General features: G+C 41.2%; 22 protein-coding genes. 7 read left to right on the top strand and 15 right to left on the bottom strand.

The features are described 5' to 3' along the window. Positions 1-282 precede the first annotated feature (282 nt). From HMPREF0013_RS19765 to HMPREF0013_RS19750, 4 genes are all read right to left on the bottom strand, one after another. A complete protein-coding gene (locus HMPREF0013_RS19765; protein WP_005066916.1) occupies positions 283-705 on the bottom strand; it encodes a GFA family protein in 423 nt (140 codons plus the stop codon). Positions 706-713: 8 nt separating this feature from the next. Continuing rightward, entirely contained in the window at positions 714-1,541 is an 828-nt protein-coding gene (locus HMPREF0013_RS19760; RefSeq protein ID WP_005804471.1) for an SAM-dependent methyltransferase, read from the bottom strand. A gap of 4 nt (positions 1,542-1,545) precedes the next feature. After that, the gene (locus HMPREF0013_RS19755; protein ID WP_044119390.1) at positions 1,546-2,844 is read right to left on the bottom strand and encodes an FAD-dependent oxidoreductase; all 1,299 of its coding nucleotides are present in this window, start codon (positions 2,842-2,844) and stop codon (positions 1,546-1,548) included. Between the two features lie 440 nt (positions 2,845-3,284). Continuing rightward, positions 3,285-4,157 carry a pirin family protein gene (locus HMPREF0013_RS19750; protein WP_025464169.1) on the bottom strand — a complete coding sequence of 291 codons (873 nt, stop codon included), beginning with the start codon at positions 4,155-4,157 and terminating at the stop codon, positions 3,285-3,287. A 277-nt stretch (positions 4,158-4,434) separates the two neighbouring features. Here HMPREF0013_RS19750 and ycaC point away from each other — a divergent pair, with 277 nt between their 5' ends. Both ycaC and HMPREF0013_RS19740 read left to right on the top strand, forming a co-directional pair. Continuing rightward, positions 4,435-5,061 carry an isochorismate family cysteine hydrolase YcaC gene (gene ycaC, locus HMPREF0013_RS19745; protein WP_000046156.1) on the top strand — a complete coding sequence of 209 codons (627 nt, stop codon included), beginning with the start codon at positions 4,435-4,437 and terminating at the stop codon, positions 5,059-5,061. 20 nt (positions 5,062-5,081) lie between these two features. Then, a complete protein-coding gene (locus HMPREF0013_RS19740; protein WP_025464168.1) occupies positions 5,082-6,056 on the top strand; it encodes a LysR substrate-binding domain-containing protein in 975 nt (324 codons plus the stop codon). Between the two features lie 105 nt (positions 6,057-6,161). On the opposite strand, the gene HMPREF0013_RS19735 is transcribed toward HMPREF0013_RS19740, so the two are convergent. Together HMPREF0013_RS19735 and gabT are read right to left on the bottom strand one after the other, a co-directional pair. Further along, on the bottom strand, positions 6,162-7,610 hold the full coding sequence (locus HMPREF0013_RS19735) for an NAD-dependent succinate-semialdehyde dehydrogenase (RefSeq protein ID WP_005134538.1): 1,449 nt from the start codon (positions 7,608-7,610) through the stop codon (positions 6,162-6,164). After that, a complete protein-coding gene (gene gabT / locus HMPREF0013_RS19730) occupies positions 7,607-8,899 on the bottom strand; it encodes a 4-aminobutyrate--2-oxoglutarate transaminase (RefSeq protein WP_002117401.1) in 1,293 nt (430 codons plus the stop codon). Before gabT ends, HMPREF0013_RS19735 begins: the two co-directional genes overlap by 4 nt. A gap of 156 nt (positions 8,900-9,055) precedes the next feature. Between gabT and HMPREF0013_RS19725 the strand changes: the two genes are divergently transcribed. Then, positions 9,056-10,555: a PLP-dependent aminotransferase family protein gene (locus HMPREF0013_RS19725; protein ID WP_005804466.1), complete on the top strand. Its 1,500-nt coding sequence runs from the start codon at positions 9,056-9,058 to the stop codon at positions 10,553-10,555. A 66-nt stretch (positions 10,556-10,621) separates the two neighbouring features. Here the strand turns inward: HMPREF0013_RS19725 and HMPREF0013_RS19720 are convergent, their stop codons facing one another. Continuing rightward, positions 10,622-12,064 carry an amino acid permease gene (locus HMPREF0013_RS19720; protein ID WP_005804465.1) on the bottom strand — a complete coding sequence of 481 codons (1,443 nt, stop codon included), beginning with the start codon at positions 12,062-12,064 and terminating at the stop codon, positions 10,622-10,624. Positions 12,065-12,369: 305 nt separating this feature from the next. Further along, positions 12,370-12,918: a helix-turn-helix domain-containing protein gene (locus HMPREF0013_RS19715; RefSeq protein ID WP_002117406.1), complete on the bottom strand. Its 549-nt coding sequence runs from the start codon at positions 12,916-12,918 to the stop codon at positions 12,370-12,372. A 68-nt stretch (positions 12,919-12,986) separates the two neighbouring features. Between HMPREF0013_RS19715 and HMPREF0013_RS19710 the strand changes: the two genes are divergently transcribed. Further along, on the top strand, positions 12,987-13,682 hold the full coding sequence (locus HMPREF0013_RS19710; RefSeq protein ID WP_005804464.1) for an AzlC family ABC transporter permease: 696 nt from the start codon (positions 12,987-12,989) through the stop codon (positions 13,680-13,682). Beyond that, entirely contained in the window at positions 13,679-14,002 is a 324-nt protein-coding gene (locus tag HMPREF0013_RS19705; RefSeq protein WP_005804463.1) for an AzlD domain-containing protein, read from the top strand. Before HMPREF0013_RS19710 ends, HMPREF0013_RS19705 begins: the two co-directional genes overlap by 4 nt. A gap of 40 nt (positions 14,003-14,042) precedes the next feature. Here the strand turns inward: HMPREF0013_RS19705 and ssb are convergent, their stop codons facing one another. The 3 genes from ssb to HMPREF0013_RS19690 all read right to left on the bottom strand — a co-directional run bounded on the left by ssb (position 14,043) and on the right by HMPREF0013_RS19690 (position 17,275). Beyond that, the gene (gene ssb / locus HMPREF0013_RS19700; protein ID WP_005804461.1) at positions 14,043-14,630 is read right to left on the bottom strand and encodes a single-stranded DNA-binding protein; all 588 of its coding nucleotides are present in this window, start codon (positions 14,628-14,630) and stop codon (positions 14,043-14,045) included. Between the two features lie 51 nt (positions 14,631-14,681). After that, positions 14,682-16,046 (bottom strand): MFS transporter, encoded by a 1,365-nt coding sequence (locus HMPREF0013_RS19695; RefSeq protein WP_005078603.1) that lies wholly within the window; start codon positions 16,044-16,046, stop codon positions 14,682-14,684. A gap of 146 nt (positions 16,047-16,192) precedes the next feature. Further along, positions 16,193-17,275 carry a DUF475 domain-containing protein gene (locus tag HMPREF0013_RS19690; RefSeq protein WP_005066886.1) on the bottom strand — a complete coding sequence of 361 codons (1,083 nt, stop codon included), beginning with the start codon at positions 17,273-17,275 and terminating at the stop codon, positions 16,193-16,195. A gap of 262 nt (positions 17,276-17,537) precedes the next feature. On the opposite strand from HMPREF0013_RS19690, the gene tenA reads away from it, so the two are divergent. Next, positions 17,538-18,212 (top strand): thiaminase II, encoded by a 675-nt coding sequence (gene tenA, locus HMPREF0013_RS19685; protein WP_005804459.1) that lies wholly within the window; start codon positions 17,538-17,540, stop codon positions 18,210-18,212. Positions 18,213-18,262: 50 nt separating this feature from the next. Here tenA and HMPREF0013_RS19680 read toward each other — a convergent pair whose 3' ends face one another. From HMPREF0013_RS19680 to HMPREF0013_RS19665, 4 genes are all read right to left on the bottom strand, one after another. After that, entirely contained in the window at positions 18,263-18,604 is a 342-nt protein-coding gene (locus HMPREF0013_RS19680; RefSeq protein WP_005804458.1) for a GlpM family protein, read from the bottom strand. Between the two features lie 52 nt (positions 18,605-18,656). Further along, on the bottom strand, positions 18,657-19,010 hold the full coding sequence (locus HMPREF0013_RS19675) for a DUF1304 domain-containing protein (protein WP_005066877.1): 354 nt from the start codon (positions 19,008-19,010) through the stop codon (positions 18,657-18,659). A 65-nt stretch (positions 19,011-19,075) separates the two neighbouring features. Continuing rightward, positions 19,076-20,053 carry a zinc-binding dehydrogenase gene (locus tag HMPREF0013_RS19670; protein WP_005804457.1) on the bottom strand — a complete coding sequence of 326 codons (978 nt, stop codon included), beginning with the start codon at positions 20,051-20,053 and terminating at the stop codon, positions 19,076-19,078. Between the two features lie 3 nt (positions 20,054-20,056). Then, entirely contained in the window at positions 20,057-20,659 is a 603-nt protein-coding gene (locus tag HMPREF0013_RS19665) for a TetR/AcrR family transcriptional regulator (RefSeq protein ID WP_005804456.1), read from the bottom strand. Positions 20,660-20,955: 296 nt separating this feature from the next. Here HMPREF0013_RS19665 and uvrA point away from each other — a divergent pair, with 296 nt between their 5' ends. Next, positions 20,956-23,787, top strand: a complete 2,832-nt coding sequence (gene uvrA / locus HMPREF0013_RS19660) for an excinuclease ABC subunit UvrA (RefSeq protein ID WP_025464166.1) — start codon at positions 20,956-20,958, stop codon at positions 23,785-23,787. Positions 23,788-23,819 lie beyond the last annotated feature (32 nt).

Below are 23,819 nucleotides of genomic sequence, written 5' to 3'. Positions count from 1 at the left end.
AAAAATATGAATTTATAAACAAGTTCTGTTCGTCAATTAAATAAGAAAACGATATAATGAGTTTATTACTTTATTTCTAAAATAAATTTAAAAATAACAAGGAACGAGATGTTTACTTTGCCATCAAATCTTTTTCAACCTTTAGTGACCATACTTGCATGCCTTATTTTCATTGTAAGTAAAATGCCTCAGCTAAAATTTAGAAAAACCATATTATTTTTCGCCATTGTCAGCTTTACTTTAATCTGTACTTTGGCAATATTTGGCTTCTTTAATTAAGCCTTATTTCTTGCTCTTCTCTATCATTTTTTCAAAATGTTTAAGGTTTGGGTTCAACGTATCCCATGCATAGGCTTGGCTCACAAACACCTCTGCTCTAGGCTGATAGAGACTCGGGTCATCCAAAGTACCTGCACGTATTGAAATCATTTCAGGTGCAATTTCAGGTAAGCCAAAAAGCTGAGAACCACACGTCGGGCAGAATGCTCTTTTAATAGCTCGACCAGAAGATCCCAAAGTCTCAAAATATTTCAGCTCACCACTTACTTTCAATTCAGACTGGTGAAAAAAAGCGATTGGTGCATATGCTGAACCTGTTGCCTTTTGGCAATCTCGGCAATGGCAATTAAAGCTATAACGTGGCTCTGCTTCACTTTGGTAGCTCACAGCTCCACATAAACACGATCCTTGATATTTGGCTGACATAGCTCATCCTATTTTTTTATTGCTGTGATTTGAATATAACGTACATATCCATTTTGGTAGAGTTGTTGGCATAACTTTGCAGTCATTTGAATTTTAAAATTTGCCAATCCTCGGCTTTGCTTTTGTCCTTGTTGATTTTGAATATATTGCGAAAAACCGAGTAACACTTGCTTAGATAAATCTTCAATTTGAATATCGACAAAACCTTGTTGTTCCAAGGTAGATCTGAGCATTTTTTCATTTGGCACAGTATCCCAAGCGACATTTGCTGCTTTGAGTAAATAACGATGCTTTTGTTCTTGTAGAGCGGTCATGTTTTGACATGAATCGGCACGCATTAGGTAGTGAAAACCTAATCGTCCTTTTGAATTTAAAACTGGAGCGATGGAATCTAGAAATGAATTTAAATTGCTGTGATAAGCGGCATCGATACAGAGCACTACATCGAAGCAATGTTTAAATTCAAATTGTTTTAAATTTAAAAATGAACCACAGAAAATCTGGCTTATTTCGGGAATAAGCTTTTGAATTTTATGGACACATTGGGCTTGTAAGTCAACTGCACTGAGGCTTTTAGGCTGATAATGCTGTAACCAGTGCAACAAACTTGCACCCTGTCCACAGCCTAAATCTAAGAGATGATCTTTTGAATTTAAATTGACAGCCTGTGCCAACTGGTCAGCCAATTGGCAACAAGCTTCACGGTAGTTTTGAGTATTTTTCCAAAAACCCAAATTTGTCCAAGCAAGCTCCCCATCATCCCCTAAGCTTGATGCATCAATTGCATATTTATGGGGAATGAGTCGAGAGAGAGCTGCTCGAACTTTTGTTTTCACAATTTTAGTAGCCGAGTTCTGGGGCAACTTCCACCTTAGGTTTTAAGCCTATAAATGGTAAAGGTGCACCTAAAATTTCAGCAATATGCATGGCAGAAGTCACTGCTGACTCTAAAATTGGCAAGCCATCGCATGACCATGAACCACAGTAAAATACTTTACGGCTTGGGTCTAAATGGCGTTGTTGCAATTCTTTGTTTAAGGCAACCGTTTGTGAGTCTACAACCGCACGCGTTAAAGTCACTTTTGAAATAACTTTTTTAGGGTCAATATCAACCACTGGACGCCAAGTTTGGAATACAGGATTTTTACCCACGAGTGTTGGCTCAACTGCATTCATCCAAACTGTAAATTGCTGACGCGTAAACTTACGGTCCATCATATAGCTCAACACTGACCAGTCTTTACGGCGTGGCGGCATGACTGTCGCATCGGTATGAATCACAAGATCGCCTTGCTCAAAGCGGAATTGCTTAAGCAAGTTCATATCTTCTGCAAACTGTTCAGGATTTAAAAACTCATCGATTTTAGACGTTGGCGTTGCAACAATCACTCGATCAAATAAGTTCTGTTCACCTTGGCTGTTTTCAACCAGTACTTTTTCGCCTTGTTGCTCAACTTTCTTAATTGCCGATCCGCTATGGATATCGATGCCTTTAATCAAGCTATCTACGAATGCTGGTGTGCCACCTTTCATGCGCAACAACATGTCGCCATCAGTTAAGTGACGTAAAAACTCAAGTAAGTTTTTTGCAGGCCAATCGCCAATTGTTTTTGGATTACACGTACAGATTGTATAGAGCACCGGCATGACCACACCATGCCAGAATACTTCTTCAATATCGTTCTGGTTAATAAATTCAGCGAGGGTAATATCTTGATTTTTAGATTTGAAAAACTGGTGAATCGCAGTTTTTAATTGCAACATCCCTTTCACAAGACGCCAGCCATATTGCTGGATGCCTTTACGGTTATTAATAATCGGGAAATTACCAATACGGCTACGAGAAGTCGTTAACCATGTTTCCGTACGATCTTCGAATAACCAGCTACAAGACATATAAGTACGAACCGGGAAGGTTTTAATGCCTAAATGAGCAGCAAGGCTAAGTGTATTTTTCCATAAGTGAGGATTCATCACACGTAGCGGTGCATCAATAATTCCACCATCGAACTCAATGCTATGGCTATCCATTCCCCGGCCAGGAAGTGCTTCAAATATCGTGATCGTATGCCCTGCATCTTTCAGAATTCTTGCTGCCGCAAGACCTGCCATTCCACTGCCAATAATTGCGATATTCAAAATGATGTCCCATTTTTCGAGAATTTTTTTGATTATCACTCATACCCCAAAAAAACACCGTATTAAAAACTACCAGATTTTTATTTTTTGCATCAATTTATATAGAAAATATTTAGCCGCTAATAAGATCAAGTTTTTATATTTTTTTACAAAATCAGAGAAGCCGATAAAACCTTATATTTTTTGAAAATTTAAAAAAAATCTTTTAAATAAAATAAGATAATTTAACTATTTTTATATCATTTGTTTTACAAGAATCTTTTTTTAATATATTATTAACTCATAATAATGAGAAGCAAATCACATAAAACAATGCCGCAACAACAATGAAAACCATCATAAAAACAGAATCTTTACAGCGAAAAAGCCCGCTATTCACACTTGATAGCGGGCTTTTTATTACTTTGCTTTTAGAGCTTAATCAAACGCAATTCGGCAATTTATGCTTCTTGCATGATTGAACCGAATTTTCCACGATTAAAATCATTAATCGCTTCCATAATCTCGGCTTTGGTATTCATGACGAATGGACCATAACCTTCGATTGGTTCATTGAGTGGTTGTCCAGTCAACACTAAGAATTTAGTGTCTTCTTCTGCATTTAAACTAAACTCAACGCCCTCACGAGACAAAATCGCAACGGTTTTACCTTCCAGACGATTTGCATCATTGACCACAACCGCACCATCTAATATCACAACAAGCGTAGTGTGACCTTCAGGTACATAGAGGGTATGTTTTTGGCCTTTAGCCAATTTACCATCCCATACATTTAATGGACTAAATGTAGTTGCAGCACCTTTTGCATCTGCATATTCACCAGCAATCACACGTAAATGGCTGCCATGCTCGTCTAGTATAATGTCTGGAATATCTTTCGCTTCAATCGCTTGGTATTTTCCAGGCGTCATTTTTGAATGAGCAGGTAAATTTACCCACAATTGCACCATTTCAAACAGACCACCATGCTCTGCAAATTCAGGAGAATGGAACTCTTCATGCAACACGCCTGCACCCGCAGTCATCCATTGCACATCACCAGTTTTAATGGTTCCGCCGCCGCCGCTTGAATCTTTATGAGTTACTTCACCTTGGTAGGCGATGGTCACTGTTTCAAAGCCACGGTGAGGATGTGAACCTACACCTTGCTGTTCAGTTGTTGGCGAGAATGTATAAGGCGCTGCATAATCGAGTAGCAAAAATGGGCTTAGGGTTTGGCCTAAACGATCATAAGAGAACAGGTTATATACAGGGAAACCATCACCCACCCAATGCATGTGGTTATTTTGATATGCACCAAGAAATTTCTTCATCTGATCTCTCCTATATATGTAGGATTTTCTTGAACTGGTATTGATTTTACGCCTCAATAATTGCAGTTTATAGATCAGGATTAGCAACACATTATTTCATCTATGAGACAATCATAGAATTTAATGTGCTCTTTTTAAGATCGTCCTATTTTTAAAATTCTTAATCCTATTTTTTAGACTTAATCACGACATAAAACTCAACTAGCATAATTTTAGGCAATAACGACCTACTCAATAATTTTTGATTATTTATTTTGATAACACGAGGACATAAAAAATGGCTCAAGATTACGTGCGTTTAGACAAGGATAATGCTGCGGTTCTTTTAGTTGACCACCAAGCAGGTTTGCTTTCTTTAGTTCGAGATATCGATCCAGATAAATTTAAAAACAACGTACTTGCTGTTGCGAATGCAGCAAAATACTTCAACCTTCCAACGATTTTGACAACCAGTTTTGAAACTGGTCCAAACGGTCCTTTAGTTCCTGAGTTAAAAGAGATTCATCCAGATGCGCCTTTCATCCCTCGTCCAGGCCAAATCAATGCATGGGACAATGAAGACTTCGTAAAAGCGGTTAAAGCGACAGGTAAAAAACAACTGATTATTGCAGGTGTGGTAACTGAGGTTTGTGTGGCATTCCCAGCTTTATCTGCACTCGCAGAAGGCTTTGAAGTATTTGTGATTACTGATGCTTCGGGTACTTTCAACGAATTAACACGTGATGCTGCTTGGGACCGTATGTCAAAAGCAGGTGCTCAACTTATGACGTGGTTTGGTATGGCGTGTGAGTTACACCGCGACTGGCGTAACGACATCGAAGGTTTGGGTACATTGTTCTCAAATCACATTCCTGACTATCGTAACCTGATTTCAAGCTACAATCACAACACTAGCCAAAAATAAGTTCTATTGCCAAGATTAGAGTGCTTAAGCACTCTAATCTTAAATTTAAATGGATTGATCGGACATTGATAAGTTCTTTTGATGATTTTTATTATTTCTATTTAGTCGTAAAACACGGCGGCTTTAGTGCAGCCAGTGATGCTGAAAATATTAGTAAATCTAAGCTCAGTCGACGCATTATTGACCTTGAAAATAAATTTAATGTCAGCTTGATTCAAAGGACAACACGTCATTTTAAGGTGACCGATTTAGGCCAAGAGTTTTATGAGGAATGCTGTAAGGTTATTACTCAAGTTGAATGTGCAGAAAACGTGTTATTAAAGCAAAAAAGTGAACCTCAAGGTCTGGTAAAAGTAAGTTGCCCACCTTTAATGATGCATTTTCAAATTAGAAAAATTTTAAATCAGTTTTTAAAAACTTACCCAAAAGTTGAGATCGCACTCGAGCTAACAAGCCGTCGGGTAGATATCTTGCACGATGACATCGACCTTGCGATTCGTACCAATTTTGAACCCAATGAAGATTCGAATTTAATTGTTCGTGATGTGATCAAAACCGATCATTGTCTGGTGGCTTCGCCTGAATTACTTCAAGGTCGCACCATTAAGCATTATTCCGAATTACAGGACTTTCCGAGTATTAGCTTAGGTACTCAAAAGCAAAATCCTATTTGGCATTTATGCAATATTCGTAACGGCGAATCGGTTGATGTGCCTTATCAACCACGAATCAAAAGTAATGATTTGGCTGGCGTTTACTATGCCGTGATGGATGGTTTGGGTATTGCCGACCTTCCTTTTTTAACCGTCGAATCTGAAATTCGTAAAGGTACGCTTATCCATATTCTTCCTGACTGGAAGTCGAATATTGGTACGCTGCAATTGGTTTATGTTTCGAGAAAAGGCCAACGTCTTGTGGTTGAAAAACTCATTGAAACGCTGATTGATGAACTCAGGCGTTTGCCAGAAAGTCGTGATGGCTATCTATCGACTTAAAATAAAAAACCGGTCATGAATGGGCATGACCGGTTTTTTTGTGAAACATCACATACAGCATAACTGCATGTTTTCGTTCAGAACAAAGCGAACTCGCTTTATTCCTTACTCAGATAAGTCTACGCAGAGGTATTTCATTTCGACATATTCTTCGATGCCGAATTTTGAACCTTCACGGCCTAGACCAGACTGTTTTACGCCACCAAACGGAGCAACTTCGTTTGAAATCGCGCCCGTGTTAATGCCGACCATACCGTACTCAAGTGCTTCACCCACTCGCCATTGACGAGCTGTGCTTTGAGTAAATAAATAAGCAGCTAAACCAAACTCGGTATCGTTCGCCATTGCCACTGCTTCGTCTTCAGTTTTAAAGCGGAATAGTGGTGCAAGCGGACCAAAAGTTTCTTCTTTAGACACTTTCATGTCTTGCGTTACGCCAGTTAAAACTGTTGGCTCAAAGAATGTACCGCCAAGTGCCGAGCGTTGACCACCAATACGAACTGTCGCGCCTTTCTCAGTTGCATCTGCAATATGAGACTGAACTTTTGCAATCGCATCTTCATCAATTAAAGGCCCTTGAGTTGAACCTTCTTGACGGCCATCGCCAACTTTAAGCTTAGACACAGCTTCAACCAAACGGTCTGCTAATGCATCGTAAATACCGTCTTGAACATAAATACGGTTAGCACATACACAAGTTTGACCGCTGTTACGATATTTACTTGCCATAATGCCCTGAACTGCTTGTTCAAGATTGGCATCGTCAAATACCACAACTGGTGCATTACCACCGAGTTCAAGTGAAAGCTTTTTAATGGTTGGCGCACATTGTTGCATCAAGATACGGCCAACTTGAGTTGAACCTGTGAAGCTTAACTTACGGACAATATCGCTTTCACATAGGGTTTTACCAACTTCAACCGCATCACCACTAATGTTAATTAAAACATCAGCTGGTAAGCCTGCCTGTAAAGCCAATACTTCAAGTGCATAAGCGGTTAACGGTGTTTGTTCTGCTGGCTTAACCAACATTGAACAACCCGCAGCAATGGCGGGGCCTGCTTTACGCGTAATCATGGCAGCCGGGAAGTTCCACGGCGTAATTGCAGCAGTAACACCAATCGCTTGTTTAATTACGAGCAAACGTTGGTTTGGCAAAGTTGGTGTTAAGACTTCACCATCAATACGGCGCGCTTGCTCGGCAAACCAACGGATGAAAGATGCTGCATAACCAATTTCACCACGTGCTTCTGCTAATGGCTTACCTTGCTCAGCTGTTAAGATTTGGGCCAGATTTTCTTTATGCTCAAGCATGAGGTTGTACCATGCCAATAGCACATCAGCACGCGCCAAGGCAGTTTGCTTTTTCCAAGCAGCCTGCGCTTTTGCTGAACGGTTAATTGCGGCTTCAACTCCTGCACGGTCATAGGTTTTTACCCATGCCAAAGTTTCACCTGTAGCAGCATCATTCACCTCGATATAGTCATTTGATGCAGGTGCTTCTAATGAAATATCAGGATGTTTTAATAAATACTGCAAATTATTTTGAATCATGCAGATTGCTCCATTGCTTTTGCACTACCTGCTTTTAGTGTTGCAAAACCTTGTTTCAAGATATCAAGACCTTGACGGAATTGCTCAGCAGGAATGGTTAATGGATATAAGAAACGAATTACATTACCGTATTTACCACAAGTAAGAAGTAACAACCCGTTTTCCATTGCATAGTTTTGTACAACTTTTGCTTGTTCAGCAGTTTCAAGTTCTACTGCAACCATTGAACCTAGTGCACGAATATCAGTGACCACGTCACCTGTTGCTTGCTGAATATCTTTAAGCGTAGCAACTAATTCAGCACCTAATTCATTTGCACGGTCGCATAGATTTTCTTCTTCAATCGCGTCAATCACGGCATGCGCAGCTGCAACTGCAATCGGGCTACCTGCGTAAGTACCGCCTAAACCACCAGGGTTTGGTGCATCCATCACTTCTGCACGGCCCACAACACCTGAAATAGGGAAACCGCCGCCCAAGCTTTTCGCCATCGTAATTAAGTCTGCTTTAGTCTCGTAATAATTCATTGCGAACAATTTACCAGTACGGGCAAAACCTGATTGTACTTCGTCAGCAACCAATAAAATGCCATGCTTGTCGCAAATTGAACGTAAACGTTTTAAGAACTCAGCTGGCACAACATTGAAACCGCCTTCACCTTGTACTGGCTCAAGTACGATTGCAGCAACATCATGTGGTGCAATATCTTCACTGAAAATATCTTCAACGCTTTCAATTGCCGCGTCTACTGAAATACCTTTAGCAGGCACTGGGTAACGCGCATGGAACACACCCGCTGGCATCACACCGAAATCACGTTTGTAAGGCGCAGTTTTACCTGTCATTGCCATGGTCATGAATGAACGACCGTGGAAACCATTACCAAAAGTGATAATGCCGTGACGACCTGTATAAGAACGCGCAATCTTCACCGCATTTTCAACTGCTTCTGCACCAGTTGTGAAAAAAGCAGACTTTGCAGGACCAGCAATTGGCGCGCGTTCATTAATACGCTCAGCTAAAGCGACATAGCTTTCATATGGTGTTACTTGATAGGCAGTATGCGTAAATTTAGTAAGTTGCTCAGTCACCGCTGCAATGACTTTAGGGTGGCGATGGCCTGTATTTAAAACCGCAATACCACCAGCAAAGTCGATAAATTGGTTGCCTTCCTTGTCCCAAAGCGTGGCATTTTCAGCTTTTTCCGCATACCACTGGCACATCACGCCTACACCACGTGGAGTTGCTTGCTGTTTACGTGCGTTAAGTGCAGAATGTTGATTATCCATTTGATTCCCTCATATTTTCATCATCAGTTGCAGCTTTGGTTTCTTGCATCCTGTGCTTAATTTTCAGGGTGCTTTACAACGACTGCCTATGCATGTAATTTCGCTCGTCTGATGCCAACTGACGAGAGCCACTTTTTAACTGTAGGAGAGAGCCAATTGCGTAGTTTACTTGGAGATCATTTGCTACAACGACTCCAACAGGACACTGAAGGGAAACTACATCAACGCCTTTTCCGTTGCCTGCGTGGTGCCATTATTGATGGAGTCATCCAGCCCAAGACTCGTCTACCTGCCTCACGCGACTTAGCCAGCGAAATTCATGTTTCAAGAAATACAGTGCTTAGTGCCTATGAACAGCTACAAGCTGAAGGCTACTTAGAAGCCCGTACGGGACACGGCACATGGGTTGCCGAAAAATTACCAGAGAGTTTTTTAAATACACAAAACAAGAAAAAAGTAGTTTCAAGCCCGAAAGTTCAAAATTCTTATGCGCTATCACAGCGTGGTTCCAACTTATTGGGCTATGCCGCAGCGTCGCCACACCAATGGGGAGCTTTCGTGCCGGGAGCGCCCGATGTAACTGAGTTTCCACATCATATTTTTAGTCGTATTCAAGCACGCTTAAGCCGCGAACCAGACATTAACCGTTTAATTTACAGTAATGCTGGTGGCTGTATTGAGCTTCGAAGTGCATTGGCAGATTACTTACGTGTTGCGCGTTCAGTCCAGTGCGATGCTGACCAGATTATTATTACCGAAGGCATTCACCAAGCGATTGATTTAGTCTCACGTGCGCTCAGTGATATGGGAGACAAAATCTGGATTGAAGATCCTGCTTATTGGGGAATGCGTAATACATTGCGTATTAATGGTCTAGATATTCAGCCGATGCCTGTCGATGCTGAAGGCATTATTCCTGAGGAAAATCCGGCCAAGCCTCCTAAACTCATTTTTGTCACGCCTTCACACCAATATCCGCTTGGCTCTCACTTAAGCCTAAACCGCCGACGTAAACTGATTGAGATTGCACGTCAGCATAATAGCTGGATTGTCGAGGATGACTATGACAGTGAGTTCCGTTTCTCGGGTCAGCCTTATCCCTCTTTACAAGGTTTAGAAAATGATGCGCCTGTGCTGTACATGGGCACGTTTAGTAAAACTATTTATCCATCCTTAAGAATTGGCTATTTAGTCATACCTAAGCCGTTATTTTCACCATTACGCATTGTAGCAGCCGAGCTTTATCGTGGTGGACACTTGCTTGAGCAAAAAGCCCTAGCTGAATTTATTCGTGAAGGCCATTATGAAGCGCATATTCGCCGTATGCGCCTACTCTATGGCAAGCGCCGCGACTACTTGGTGAGCTTAATTCAACGTTATCTTGGTCCCGAATTTATTCATGAATATGATGAAGCGGCAGGGTTACATCTGGTTTTAAAACTACCGAACTCTTGCGATGATGTCGCGATTGCAGCCACAGCGCTTGAACGTGGTGTCAAAGTTCGTCCTCTTTCACAGTACTACATGCAGTCACATGCACATGCAGAACGTGGGCTGCTGATGGGCTTTGCCTGTGTAAATGAAAAAGATATGGTGATGGCTTTTGGCGTCTTGCTCCAATGCTTACGTGAAGCAGGCGTACCTACGCTAAATTAACTTTCCTCTGTTATTAAAACAAATAAAAAAGAGCCTGTTTGTAAGGCTCTTTTTTTATTTAAAAATTTAAACTAACTTTTCTTCATGACTATGAGTTAAATGGGTTGCGCGACGCTCTTTACCCCAACCCAATTTTTCAGACAACAAACCGAAGAACACAATAATGCCGAACAATGCTGTGGTGTAAATCACTTCTTTAAAGTAGGTGCCTTCAATCAACATGGTAAGAATTGCACCAATAATTGCAAAAATCACCACATAAGTTAGATAAGGGAACATCCACATTTTAAAGTCAATTTTTACGCCTTCAGCCTCTAATTTTTTACGCATACGAAGCTGAGAATAAGCAATAGTCAGGTAAACATAGAGTGTGGCTGCACCTGTTGTTAGCATGAAAAAGTCATAAACATTCATACTCTCGGTTGCAGTTAAAATCACGGCAATTACAGAGAAGAAGCATGACACAATCACGCCCACCCAAGGACTGCTTTTACTGTTTACAGAGCCAAAACTTTTCGGTGCATCACCACGTTTAGCTAAAGAGAACAACATACGTGAACACGTATAAAGTGCTGAGTTAAAGCAACTACATACTGAGGTTAGAACCACAAAGTTTACGATATGGCGCGCGCCAGGAATGCCTAGTGCAGACAGAGTTACGCTATAGGTTCCCCAAGTTGAATCTTTCAAAAGTTCATTATTGTGGGGAATCAAACATACCGCAACGAACATTGAACCAACGTAGAATAAAATAATTCGCCAAACCACCGAGTTTGATGCTTTACGAATTTCTTTCGATGGGTTTGCCGACTCTGCTGCCGCTACCGTAACAATTTCAGCACCTATGTAGGCAAACATGACCCCAAGCAAGGCTGTAATAACGGATGAGCCGCCATTTGGCATAAAGCCTTCAGCGGTTAAATTACTAATACCAGAAGCAGCCGGATTACCCCAAGGCCACAAATGCATGATGGCTAAACTACCAATCACAAGGAAAATAACAATCGCGATGACTTTGATGAGGGCGAACCAAAACTCAAATTCACCATAGTTTTTCACGTTTTGTAAATTAACAACAACCAGTGCGCCAATCACCACGACCATATAGACCCAGATCGGTATAAACGGGAACCAACTGTTTAGAATTTTTCCTGCCACATAGGCTTCCCACCCCATGAGCATGGCCAGAGTACACCAGTACAACCAGCCAATTGAGAAACCTGCCCAACGGCCAATCGCACGGTCAGCGTAAGTTGAAAAAGAGCCACTATCAGGGTTTAAAACGGCCATCTCGCCTAACATACGCATGATGAACCAAACGAGTAGACCACCTAAAGCGTAAGTTAAGAAAACTACAGGTCCGGTATTGTAAATAATACTGCCTGAACCCACGAATAGAGAACCACCAATAACCCCTGCAATCGAGATCATCGTTAAGTGGCGTGATTTGAGTCCATGTTTTAAACTTTGGGAGTGATTGGCTTCAGAACCATTTTGATGAGCTGCCATATCATTTTCCTTAATATATGGAGGATATCGGCTAGTCTCGGAAATCCTCCGAAGCCAAAAAATATCCCCTAAAAATTTAGCCGTTCTGCCCAATTCCTAAAACAGAAAATTCACTGAGCTTATCCGGCGCTTCCGTATGCATACTTCCAATAGCTTTAATTTGTCGTTTCGGCACTCAAGAAACGAGAGCCATTTTTGTAATAAAAGAGAGAGCCAATTGCAAAATTTATACGCAAAATTGGCCCTTTTTGTAGGGGATGCTGGTAAATGGCTTTTAGTTTTTATTTTAATCAGATTGAAATTCTTTAGTTTTGTTCAGAAATTAATAATGCCTTTGTGCCTGTTTCCAACGCTCTAAATATATGTTTCTGGTCAGCTGGATAACAAATGTAGTCTCCAACACCAAGCTCAACAGCTTCATCAATTAAGCCCACCAAAGCTTTACCTTCAACCACAATAATATGCTCCACAGAACCAACTGGATGCGGCTCTGAAAGACGGTCTTCGCCTGGTTCAACAATCAGTAAATACACATCTCGACGGGCATGGGGTGGACAAGTCGCCAGCAAAATTGCTTTGTAATTGGCAATCTCTGAGCTCACTGTTGGACCATCACCACAGCGAATGACTTGTACCTGATTGCTTGGTTCTTCCATCAACCGTGCAAATGGAATATTGAGCGCCACACAAAGTGCCCATAAGGTTTCAATGCTAGGGTTACCTTGGCCCGCTTCTAATTGTGAAAGAGTCGATTTGGCAACACCTGCACGACGAGCAACCTCTGCCAATGAAAGCCCTGCTCTTTGACGTTCACGCGTTAAACCTTTGGCAATAATTTCGATTGGCTGAGACATTCACCACATCCGTTCTATAAAAAAAACGATCGTTCGTTTTGACAAAACGATCAGACTTATTCATTATAATGGAAAATCGTTCGTTATATCATGCTATGTCCACATACTCTCTAATTAAAAAACTTAGTAAAGACACTACCCGCTCGATTTTCTTTGTATGTCTAGCGACGAGTGTCGTTGGTATGTCTTTAGGTTCACTCGCTGCAAGTTATGGCTTAGCGCTCTGGATCCCGCTTTGTCTATCCGTGTTTGTGCTCGCAGGAACTGCTGAATTTATTTTTATTGGTTTCTTGGCTGTAGGTGGTAGCCCAATTGCAGCTGCGATTGCAGGACTACTCGTCAATTTAAGACATCTACCTTTTGGTATTGCAGTCAATGAACTAATCCGTGGCAAATATTCTCGATATTTCGGGGCTCATATCATGAACGATGAAAGCGTTTTGTTTGGCATGGCACAGCCCGATTTTGAAACAAAAAAGGCTGCTTACTGGTTATGTGGTATATGCATTATGCTGAGTTGGCCACTGGGTGTAACGGCAGGTTATTTCATTGGAAGTGCTATTCCAGACCCTAAAACATTTGGCTTAGATGCCATTTTCCCCGCGATTTTAATTGCTCTTACTTTTAATGCTTTAAAGAATAAATCCACTCGAAAAGCTGCATTTGCCGGATCAACTTTAGCACTGATCACCACACCCTTTTTGGCCTCAGGGCTTCCAATTCTGATTTCACTTTTTGGCTTAATATTTGGTAGAAAGAAATGAGTCAACAATTACTAATTATTTTAGGTATAGGCTTACTAGCACTTGGAACGTATGGGATTCGTTTCGCTGGGTTTCACTTGGGTGCCAAATTCTCTTTTTCTGAAAAGTACCAAGTTTTACTCTCAAACGGTGCGACTGTTTTGCTCTGTGCGATTGCAGTGACGACAACATTTTTTGAAGGTCAACATTTCGCAGGTTTTGCACGTATTTTCGGTGTTGGCTTAGCACTGTTATTGGTTTGGAAAAAAGTACCGCTGTTATTAGTGATTTGCTTGGCAGCTGCCGGCACGGCACTTATACGTTTGCTTGGAATTGAGTAATAAAAAAGGCGAGATAAACTCGCCTTTTTTGAAACTTTGATTAGAACGGTAAATCGTCGTCTAAATCAGCTGGTGCAGAAGCTGGTTGTTGTGGCGCTTTAGGCGCAAAACCACCCGCTTGAGGGTTGCTTCCACCATTACCGAAACCACCTTGGCTACCATAACCACCGCTGTTTTGGCCATAGCCGCCACCTTGGTTGTTATTATTTTGATAACCATTACCACCTTGTTGAGGTGCGTTAAAACGTGGTTGATTAAAATCATTACCACCAGCGAAACCTTGTTCACCTTGTTGACGAGCATCTAACATTTGCATCTGGTCGCCACGGATTTCTGTAGTGTAACGCTCTTGGCCATTTTGGTCTGTCCACTGACGCGTACGTAGTGAACCTTCAATATAAACCTTAGAACCTTTACGCAAGAACTGCTGAGCAATTTCCCCTAAACGGTTATGCAAAACAATACGGTGCCATTCTGTTTGTTCTTTACGTTCACCGGTATTTTTATCAGTCCAAGCTTCACTTGTCGCGATTGAAAATTGGGTCAACGAGCCCCCATTTGGAAAAGTTTTTGTTTCAGGATCACGACCCAAAGTACCAACCAAAATAACCTTATTTACACCACGCATTAGCTGTCTTCATCCTATACATTTCTATGTTTTACTTTATAAGAGTTATGCTTAAATGGCTACCTCTTTACCGAACAACTGCGTTAAATCACGTCGCGCAGCATCATCTAGAGACTGTTTATCGACTTTAATATAAGCAACTTGCTGGTCAGGCATCACCACAACTTCTTCGATACCACGAATTGCCAATAGCTGTGTGGTCCACTCATTCACCTGTTGCACTTGCGGCAATGGCAACACAATCGATGACAAATACCGCGGCTGAGCTAAACCAAAACTAATTAGCAACCATATTATAGCAATCCCTGCTAAGACACTCCATCCAATCGCAGTATTATGTAACATCAATAATTGACCACCTAGTGTGCCACCAAAAAAAGCGCCTAAAAACTGACTACTGGCATTTACGCCCATAGCCGTTGCTTTTGACTGAATTGGAGCAGACTTCGACAACCAAGAAGGCAATAAAGCCTCCATCACATTAAATGCAATAAAGAAAATTCCTAGGCCAGCAAGCAAAACATATTTTGACTGATAACCAAATATGAGCAGCAGCAAACCTGCAATAATGCCTGTAATTGCTGTTAAGAAAATCCCGCGCATTTTGCGATATTTTTCAGCAATGATAATACTTGGAAATGCAAAGAACAGGCTAATGACTAACAGTGGTAAATACACTAGACCATGGCTTGCTAAAGGAATATGTGCAAACTCGATGAGCTGTGAAGGCACATAAATAAACATGGCGGTCAGCAATAAATGCAATGCAAAAACCGAAACATGTAAACGGTTTAAATCACCCATTTGAATGACTTGCTTAAGCTGCGCCATATAGCCTTGTTGATAATTACGATGGTGGCGAGTCACTTTAGGTACAAGCAATAACATCGCAATCGCAATTAAGCCCATAATGGTTGTCACAAAGAACAAACCAGAAATGCCGACAAGGCTTGTGAGCCAAGGCCCAAGGCTAAAAGCCACCACAAAAGACAGACCAATACTCATGCCCATGGCAGCCATGGCTTTAGTACGTTGCTCTTCGCGCGTCACATCTGCTAAAAGCGCCATGACAACAGCTGAAACTGCACCAGCGCCAGCGATAGCACGGCCAATAATTACGCCATAAATCGTGTCAGATAAACCCGCAATTGCACCACCAATCGCAAACAGTAATAGACCAAATACCACAAGCGGTTTACGGCTAAAACGGTCTGCCAGTAAGCTAAATGGAATTTGCAAAATTGCCTGACTTAAGCCGTAGACACCTACAGCCAAACCAATGAGTGCTGGAGTCGCATATTGATATGACTGCCCAACTACAGAAAAGACAGGAATAATCATGAACAAGCCCAACATGCGTAGTGCAAAAATACTACTTAAGGCAAAAGTTGAGCGACGTTCCAAAGCATTCATCATATCAATACACGTTATCAAACTAGGTAAATTATAAGCCGATTCGTTTCTAAAAATACGGAACACCTTATTTAAAATAACGATTTGGGCTTAAAAAAATAAAGAGGCATTTAGCCTCTTTATTCTATCGAACTTTACTGAAAATTAGCTTAAGGCGATTGTTGCTCGCGCTTTGAATATTGAATTGAAGCAATAACCGCCCAAACAATAAACGCTACACCAATTAAACCAGTAACAACTTCAGGTACATGTACGCCAGTACCACTTGCAATCATAATGAATGCCAAGGCACCGATCGCATAATGCGCACCATGTTCCAAGAACACATAGGCATCTAGGGTGCCTTTTTCTACAAGGTAAACTGTCATTGAACGGACAAAAATAGCACCGATTGCAAGACCCAGCATAATCACGACAACGTCGCTGGTAATCGCAAATGCACCGATTACACCATCAAAACTGAATGATGCATCTAACACTTCAAGATATAAGAAACCACCTATACCCGCTTTAACTACGCCAGAAGCCGCGCCCGATCCATCTTTCATAATAGCATTGCCATCTTCGTCAATTTCAGGCTCACCACCTAACATATGACTTAATACTTCAACGCCAATATAAACCACAATGCCCCAAATACCAGCCATAGTCACCACAAGGCGCTGCGACTCATCAACATTTGCTGCCATAATTAACATCGCAATTAGAGCAATAAAGACAGACATTGCCGGTACGCTTGCTAAACTAGAAAGTTTAGCTTCAAGCCATCTGAACCAATGGGTTTCTTTTTCTTCATCAAAGAAGAAGTTTAAGAACACCAGTAATAGGAATGTTCCACCAAAAGCCGAAATTTCAGCGTGATGTGCCATTAAACGTTCAGAATAGGTTTTCGGATCATTGAGTGCCAACTTAGCTACTTCAATCATTCCCATATCCGCAGTCACCGCAACAATCGCCACCGGGAAAATTAAACGCATACCAAAAACGGCGATTAAAATACCTACCGTTAAAAAGAGCATTTTCCAGAACGGATCCCAATTACGTAGAACCGATGCATTTACGACAGCATTGTCAAAAGATAAAGAGACCTCCATTACAGCTAAAATGGCTGTAATTGTTAAAGCTTTAAGCATGGTAGACACGCCCGCTTCAGGTCCATGGGTAAAACCCCAATACGCGGATAGTGCTAAACACACCACCGTAAAAAATATCGAAAATCGGAAATGCTTCATGGATCAGACCTATACCAAGAATAAATTTAATCTTTCTTAAAAACCGCCGCTATTATATCGATAATTAACCACAAAACGATGTTGTTTTGTGCCGTTATTCCCTTTACTTTATCTCTCTGTTTAATAAAGAAATTTATAACATTTAATTAACTCATTAATCGTATTAAATATTTTCTTTCGATATATCTATCATTATTATTTTTGTATTTTAAAATTGATTTAAAATCTGGTTCAGCTGTCTTAATTTAAATGGAATGTTTTTATGCTTTTTTCTCAAGAACTTTGGCAACGCAATTTAAATTTATATCAAAAAATTCTCGACCTGCCTTTTAATCAGGAACTTGCTAACGGTACTTTAGATAAAGAAGCTTTTTGTCATTATGTTATTCAAGATGCTCAATATTTAGTGGCCTATGGTCGTGTGCTGGCTGTTGCAGCAGCAAAGGCCTTTGAGGCTGACGATATTATACAATTTTCAGATGCAGCTAAAATTGCAATTGTGGTGGAGCGTAGCTTGCATGATGACTTCATGAAAAACTTTGGTGTCACCAAAGAAGAATTTCAAAATACACCATTAACTTTGGCAGGCCACCACTACACTTCATTTTTAACAGCAACTGCTTGGTCTGAAAGCTACCCCGTTGTACTTGCTGCGCTTTTACCTTGCTTCTGGATTTATGCCGAAGTTGGCAAAGATATTGTAAATAAATCAATTCCAAATAACCCTTACCAAGCATGGATTGATACCTACGCAGGTGAAGAGTTCCATACAGCGGTTCGTAATGTGATTGCGACAGTGGATAAAGTTGCCGCACGTTGTGATGCAGATACTTTAGAGAAAATGCATGCTGCATACACAATGGGTGCAAAACTTGAATGGTTATTTTGGGATAGTGCTTACCATCAAAGACAATGGTTAGGTTTAGATCAGATCTAAATCAAGATGAGGCTTTGACCATTTAATTATTTAAATGGTCAGCCTTAAATTTAACTTTGAAACAACTGCCAACCGTAAATCAAACCTGCCGCGGCCACCACCCAACATAAAGTTGCCAGTCCTAGACAAGACCACATCGACATCCGTGTTGCCAGCACATAAACAGCAATTAAATAAATGGCATAAGGAATAAGTGACCATAGACCAAACAGAGCCGTTTTTTGTAATGCTTCGGCTCCTTTTTGCTGAAAAACAATCACATGAGCAATTAAAGCAAAGGTAGGAAAAAGTGGGACTAAACCTGCAATGTAAAAGGCCTTACTTTTCGATAAAATCGAAATAATGAGGACAACCCCAGCCCCTAACATACACTTTAAAAATAACGCCCACATGCGCTGATCCTATCTGGTCATTTCCATTTCAAAACGCTGTATTTTGCGCTTTTTAAAGAAAATTAACAGCGACCAAAGCAATTAAAGCAGGAACTGCTTGAATATAAATAATCTTTTTGCTGGCAGTCAGACCGCCATAAATACCTGCAATCAGTACACAACCTAAAAAGAAATTAGCAATTGATGTTGCAAATGGTGCATCAACTAATAAGGACCAGAATAAACCTGCCGCTAAAAAGCCATTATAAAGACCTTGGTTCTGTGCCATGACTTTGGTGAGTTTTGCTTTTTCGGCATTATTTCCAAAGGCTTTCATGCCATAGGGTTTGTCCCACAAAAACATTTCTAACACTAAAATATAGACATGTAATATTGCGATAAGTGCAATTAAAATTTGTCCAATCATACGATTTTCCTTTTTATTTTAAAGATATGAAAAAAGATCAGTCTCTCGACTGATCTTTTAGTGTTTTACGGTTTTAACAACACTTTGCCTTGGCGAGCACCTTGTGTTGCTCTTTGAGCAGCTGTTTTAATCTCATCAAAACTAAACACACCTTCTACAGGCAGAATTAATTTTTTCTGAGTTGCTAACGTTAATAACTCAACAATCAGTTCTTTTTTACGTTCTGCCGGCATTTCTTTGTTGACCACACTTGCCCAAAAACCTTTTACTGTCACTTGTTTGAAAATCAAATCACCCGATGAAATCTGCATGGTTTCGCCAGTCATACTACCGAACGAAACGAGCAAGCTATTTTCACTGAGTAAATTCAGCATTTCACCACTTGCGGTTCCTCCAATCGAGTCCACACCAGCAATAAGAGGTTGGTCGCCGTGAATCTGTTTAACTTGCTCTTTCCAGTTAGGCTGATCAGTCGCAACAACATGCTGAATACCTAATGCTTGCATCTCTGCAATCGCATCAGTACGACGGACCAGATTAATGACAGGTAAGCCACGTGCCTGAGCAATCATTGCAACCGTTTTACCGACTGCACCATTTGCCGTGTTTTGAATGAGCCATTGACCCGGTTGAACATTTACAAAGTCGAGTAGCATGAGAGCACTAATTGGCATACCAATTATTTGTGCTGCTGTTTCATCATCAATTTCATTATTGAGTGGAATAATCCCATGAGCAGGCGCAATAAAGTATTCAGCCCAACTGCCATGCACAGCCGCAACTGCAATACGCTGCCCTACTTGTAGATGAGTGACCCCATCGCCCAACGCATCAACAATACCAACCGCTTCACTACCACCAATTGCAGGTAAGGTCGGCTTGTAGCCATAGCTTCCACGTACTGTCCATACATCATGATTATGAATTGGAGACATGATAGTTTTAATACGCACTTCGCCTGCTTTTGGTTCTGGCTTTGGCATATCCGCCTGCTCTAAAACGTCTACAGGTTCGCCAAAATTACCATGGATAATACTTCGCATGCTTTATTCCTCTATCGGTTTTATGAGTTGTTGGGTAGTTTCTAAGGCTAAATGTAGATGTGCTTTGTCTTGCGACAATTTTGTGAGTAAAGCAGCACCTAACCATAACTGATACATGACTTGCGCAGTTTTTAAAGGCTCAATATGTTTTGGAATTGATCCTTCTTGTTGCCCTTCTTTGAGTAGCAAAGCCAAACGTTGCGTTAGTTTGTGCACACCGTCATTGAGAATTTGGCGCATGTCTTCTGATAAGTCAGAAACCTCTGCCGCTAACTTCACAATCAGACAGTTTTCAGCCCAACTACCGTTTACGGGATCATCAATCCATGCCTGCCATAGGGCCATTAAACGAGCATGGGCACTTTGCTCACTGCGTTGCCAAAGTTGTTCCATACGAACTTTATAATCAGCCATATATTGCTCGAGCAATGCACAGCCAAATGCCTCTTTCGAAGCAAAGTAGTGATAGAACGAACCTTTGGGTACGTCACAAGCCTTTAAGATTTCTTGCAAACCAACACCGACAAAACCTTTACGTAGTACCAGCTCAAAGCTCGTATCTAAAATGTGTTGTCGCGTGGTTTCACTTTTATTTAATCGTTTCATGCATACATCATAAACAACTATTAGACCAGTCGTCTAGTAAAGTTATGTTGCTGGTTAAAATTTGCTTAGAGTAGAAATCTGAAGAAAGGAATGTTAAAAATACAATCTGCTTATTTAAACAAATTTTGTCGATTGTCGTTTAACCGTCACAATTTGTCGCTTTAAATCATTTTGTACCACTTGAACAATTTTAAATCGTTATCATATATAGGGTCTGTTGTTTATAACCAGTCACACCTCTCTGCGACTGAGCAATCAGCACCTAAATTTTCATCAATATATAATTGAGATGTTTTATGAGCCAAAGTCATATCCGTATTCGAGGCGCACGTACCCATAATTTAAAAAATGTGTCTCTCGATATTCCACGCGACAAATTTGTGGTAATTACGGGGTTATCAGGTTCAGGAAAATCTTCTCTTGCCTTCGATACCCTGTACGCCGAAGGACAACGCCGTTACGTCGAATCACTTTCAGCGTATGCCCGTCAGTTTTTATCGCAAATGGAAAAGCCTGAAGTCGACTCGATTGAAGGTTTATCACCAGCGATTGCCATTGAGCAAAAATCTACCAGTCATAACCCACGTTCAACGGTTGGTACGATTACCGAAATTTATGACTATTTGCGTTTGCTTTATGCACGTGTCGGTACACCATATTGCCCAGAACATGATTTGCCGATGGTCGCGCAAACTATTTCTGAAATGGTCGATGCGGTAAAAACGCTTGAAGAAGGCACAGCACTCATGTTGCTTGCCCCTGTCGTTCGTGAGCGTAAAGGTGAGTACAGTAACCTGTTCGAACAACTACAAGGCCAAGGTTTTGTTCGTGCCCGTGTGGATGGCGAAATCATTGATATTGATACACCACCAGAACTCGACAAAAAGAAAAAACATACCATTGAAGTCGTTGTTGACCGCTTCAAAGTACGTGAAGACTTAGGTAACCGTATTGCAGAATCATTTGAAACCGCACTACGTTTAGGTGGCGATATTGCAGTTTTATCATGGATGAATGGTGAACATCCTGATCGCGTTTTTTCTGCAAAGCACTCATGTCCTGAATGTGATCGCGCTGTGGCAGAGCTTGAGCCGCGTTTGTTTTCATTTAACAACCCGTTTGGTGCCTGCCCTGTTTGTGATGGTTTAGGTACCCGTAGTCATTTTAGCTCTGAAAAGCTCATTCCAAATCCTGATCTTGCAATTAGTGAAGGCGCGATCCGTGGATGGGATCGTCAGCGTCCATATTATTATTCGATGCTGCAAAAAGTTGCCGACCATTTCGGTTTTCAACTTGATAAGCCTTGGAATCAGCTAGATAAAGATACTCAAAAGAAATTCTTACAAGGTACGGGCAAAGAAAAAGTTGATTTAAGCTATATCGACGAACGTGGCCGTAAACATACTCGCGTGCAACCATTTGAAGGAATTTTGCCGCACCTTGAACGTCGTTACCGTGAAACTGAAAGTAACTATGTACGAGATGATTTAGCTCAGTACCTTTCTAATGCAGCGTGTGATGCATGTGATGGTTCACGCCTTAATGAAATTTCACGTCATGTTCGTGTGAAAGACAAAACCATTGCTGACATTACCCGCATGTCAATTGGTGATGCTGAAAGCTATTATCAAGGCCTAAATCTTGAAGGTGCTAAAGGCGAAATCGCAGATAAAATCTTTAAAGAGATTCGTGAGCGTCTACACTTCTTGGTGAGTGTGGGACTTAACTATTTAAGCCTAGCTCGCTCTGCCGAAACCCTATCTGGTGGTGAAGCACAGCGTATCCGTTTAGCTTCGCAGATTGGTGCAGGTTTGATGGGCGTCATGTATGTTCTTGATGAACCATCAATTGGTCTACATCAACGCGATAACGATCGTTTATTGCAAACGCTCATTCGCTTACGTGATTTAGGTAACACGGTATTAGTCGTTGAACACGATGAAGATGCAATCCGTGCTGCTGACCATATTATTGATATCGGTCCTGGTGCTGGTGTACACGGCGGTGTGATTATTGCTGAAGGCACGTATGATGAATTGGCTAAACATGCTGATTCTCTTACAGGACAGTATCTTTCTGGCAAACTCAAAATTGAAGTGCCAAAAAAACGTACTGAATCACCACGTCCAGATGAAGTCATCAAGCTTTCAGGTGCAGCAGGTCATAACTTAAAAAATGTCGATTTAACGATTCCGCTCGGCATTATGACCTGCGTAACCGGGGTTTCAGGTTCGGGTAAATCGACGTTGATTAACCGCACATTACTTCCATTAGCAGCGACACAGCTCAATGGTGCAACGACTTTAACAGCCGAGAAGTTTGACTCAATTGATGGACTTCAACATCTAGATAAAGTTGTTGATATTGACCAAAGCCCGATTGGCCGTACACCGCGTTCTAACCCAGCGACTTATACAGGGTTATTTACGCCAATCCGTGAGTTATTTGCTCAAACCCCAGAGGCAAAAGCACGTGGTTATAGTGCTGGTCGTTTCTCGTTTAACGTAAAAGGCGGACGCTGCGAAGCGTGTGAAGGCGACGGTATGATTAAAGTCGCAATGCACTTCCTACCAGATATGTATGTGCCTTGCGATGCATGTCATGGCAAACGTTATAACCGTGAAACGCTTGAAGTCGGCTATAAAGGCAAAAACATTTCTGATGTTTTAGAAATGACTGTCGAAGATGCTGCTGAATTCTTTAGTGCCATTCCAGTCATCCACCGCCGCTTAGAAACCTTAACTCAGGTGGGCTTAGGCTATATTCGTTTAGGTCAAGCAGCTACGACCTTATCGGGTGGTGAAGCGCAACGTGTAAAACTTGCACGTGAGTTAGCAAAACGAGATACGGGTAAAACTTTATATATCTTGGATGAACCAACAACAGGTCTACATTTCCATGATATTGCCAAGTTACTCGATATTTTGCATGAGCTACGTAACAAGGGTAATACCATTGTGGTGATTGAACATAACCTTGATGTGATTAAAACAGCAGACTGGGTTGTCGACTTAGGTCCAGAAGGTGGTTCGGGCGGTGGTATGATCATTGCCGAAGGCACACCTGAACAAGTGGCTGAGGTTGAGATTTCCCACACAGGTCGTTTCTTAAAACCGATGTTGAAATAAGTTATTGAATAAAAAAGCCGGAATTTATTTCC

Origin of the sequence: Acinetobacter sp. SH024 (assembly GCF_000163635.1) — a bacterium.
GTDB lineage: Bacteria > Pseudomonadota > Gammaproteobacteria > Pseudomonadales > Moraxellaceae > Acinetobacter > Acinetobacter pittii.
Note: the sequence above shows the minus strand (reverse complement) of the source record. Positions and strands in the feature narration are given on the sequence as shown.

Excerpts from the sequence above, each read along its gene's own strand:
- HMPREF0013_RS19705 (WP_005804463.1), top strand. The coding sequence starts at position 13,679 with ATGAGTCAACAATTACTAATTATTTTAGGTATAGGCTTACTAGCACTT.
- uvrA (WP_025464166.1), top strand. The coding sequence starts at position 20,956 with ATGAGCCAAAGTCATATCCGTATTCGAGGCGCACGTACCCATAATTTA.
- HMPREF0013_RS19670 (WP_005804457.1), bottom strand. The coding sequence starts at position 20,053 with ATGCGAAGTATTATCCATGGTAATTTTGGCGAACCTGTAGACGTTTTA.
- HMPREF0013_RS19750 (WP_025464169.1), bottom strand. The coding sequence starts at position 4,157 with ATGAAGAAATTTCTTGGTGCATATCAAAATAACCACATGCATTGGGTG.
- HMPREF0013_RS19665 (WP_005804456.1), bottom strand. The coding sequence starts at position 20,659 with ATGAAACGATTAAATAAAAGTGAAACCACGCGACAACACATTTTAGAT.
- HMPREF0013_RS19690 (WP_005066886.1), bottom strand. The coding sequence starts at position 17,275 with ATGAAGCATTTCCGATTTTCGATATTTTTTACGGTGGTGTGTTTAGCA.
- ssb (WP_005804461.1), bottom strand. The coding sequence starts at position 14,630 with ATGCGTGGTGTAAATAAGGTTATTTTGGTTGGTACTTTGGGTCGTGAT.
- HMPREF0013_RS19735 (WP_005134538.1), bottom strand. The coding sequence starts at position 7,610 with ATGATTCAAAATAATTTGCAGTATTTATTAAAACATCCTGATATTTCA.
- HMPREF0013_RS19720 (WP_005804465.1), bottom strand. The coding sequence starts at position 12,064 with ATGGCAGCTCATCAAAATGGTTCTGAAGCCAATCACTCCCAAAGTTTA.
- HMPREF0013_RS19680 (WP_005804458.1), bottom strand. The coding sequence starts at position 18,604 with ATGTGGGCGTTATTTTTAAAGTGTATGTTAGGGGCTGGGGTTGTCCTC.
- HMPREF0013_RS19675 (WP_005066877.1), bottom strand. The coding sequence starts at position 19,010 with ATGATTGGACAAATTTTAATTGCACTTATCGCAATATTACATGTCTAT.
- HMPREF0013_RS19710 (WP_005804464.1), top strand. The coding sequence starts at position 12,987 with ATGGAAAATCGTTCGTTATATCATGCTATGTCCACATACTCTCTAATT.
- tenA (WP_005804459.1), top strand. The coding sequence starts at position 17,538 with ATGCTTTTTTCTCAAGAACTTTGGCAACGCAATTTAAATTTATATCAA.
- HMPREF0013_RS19695 (WP_005078603.1), bottom strand. The coding sequence starts at position 16,046 with ATGATGAATGCTTTGGAACGTCGCTCAACTTTTGCCTTAAGTAGTATT.
- HMPREF0013_RS19715 (WP_002117406.1), bottom strand. The coding sequence starts at position 12,918 with ATGTCTCAGCCAATCGAAATTATTGCCAAAGGTTTAACGCGTGAACGT.
- gabT (WP_002117401.1), bottom strand. The coding sequence starts at position 8,899 with ATGGATAATCAACATTCTGCACTTAACGCACGTAAACAGCAAGCAACT.
- HMPREF0013_RS19765 (WP_005066916.1), bottom strand. The coding sequence starts at position 705 with ATGTCAGCCAAATATCAAGGATCGTGTTTATGTGGAGCTGTGAGCTAC.
- ycaC (WP_000046156.1), top strand. The coding sequence starts at position 4,435 with ATGGCTCAAGATTACGTGCGTTTAGACAAGGATAATGCTGCGGTTCTT.